The 1,015-nt window shown below is 65.7% G+C and carries 1 protein-coding gene; it reads right to left on the bottom strand.

The features are described 5' to 3' along the window. A partial coding sequence (locus LCI23_RS20545) for an ATP-binding protein (protein WP_374041197.1) occupies nucleotides 1-383 on the bottom strand: 383 nt, incomplete at its 3' end. Between the last annotated feature and the right edge of the window lie 632 nt (nucleotides 384-1,015).

Below are 1,015 nucleotides of genomic sequence, written 5' to 3'. Positions count from 1 at the left end.
GCAAGGGTTCGTGCCAGGCCGAGCGTTTCGGCCGCATCGACATTGTCGTCGACGATCAGCACGGTCAGCGCGCCCCGCTGCGCCGTGCCGGCCGGCGCTTCGGGCGTGGCCTCGGGCGCGCCGCCCTCCAGCAGCGGCAGCGTGACCACGAAGGTGCTGCCCTTGCCCGGTCCGGGGCTGGAACAGCCCACCGCGCCGCCATGCAGCTCGACCAGGTTGCGCACCAGCGCCAGGCCCAGGCCCAGCCCGCCCTGTGACCGGTCGGAGGAGCGCGCCGCCTGCGCGAACAGGTCGAACACCCGGCCGGTCAGTTCGGCTTCCATGCCGATGCCCTCGCCGCGCACGCTGATCACCAGCGCCCCGCGCTCGCCCTTGCCGCGCACCTCGGCGCGCAGGTCGATGGCGCAGGCTTCCGGCGTGTACTTGGGTGGCGTTGCCGAGCACGTTCGCGACCACCTGCACCAGGCGCGCCTTGTCGCCTTCCACCGCGGCCCAGGACGGCGGCAGGTGCACCGCCAGCTTCTGGCGCCGTGCCTCGATCGCCGGGCGCACCTGTTCCACCGCTTCCTGCACCACGGCGCGCATCCCGACCGGGGCACGCTCCAGGGTGATCAGGCCGCGCGTGACGCGCGACACGTCCAGCAGGTCGTCCACCAGGCGCGTTATGTGGCGTACCTGGCGTCCATTGCAGCTACCCGACTACATTCGGCAAGTCTGGCGGCCTGCACTGTGTGTCCTTGTATACAGACGACACCATGAGCCAAAGCATTCAGGTGGACTTCGTGAACCATGACTACACTGAATGTTTCGTTAGCACGAAAGCGAAGATAATTCACATCAATCAAGCCGGACGTGAAACGAAAAACAGTTTCGATTGGCGGAACAGTCATTGCCGTGGATAGAACGGGATTTTGGCCACGCGAATTGCCGAGCTCTGCCTGCCTTCTACCCATGAAAATGCTGGCCGACGATGCTACCGCTTATCAAATAAATCCGAGGTTTGTGGATCGCCAGC

This window comes from Massilia sp. MS-15, assembly GCF_020176695.1.
GTDB lineage: Bacteria > Pseudomonadota > Gammaproteobacteria > Burkholderiales > Burkholderiaceae_D > Telluria > Telluria hydrophila.
The sequence above is the reverse complement of the archived record's forward strand: the minus strand, read 5'-3'. Positions and strand labels throughout refer to the sequence as shown.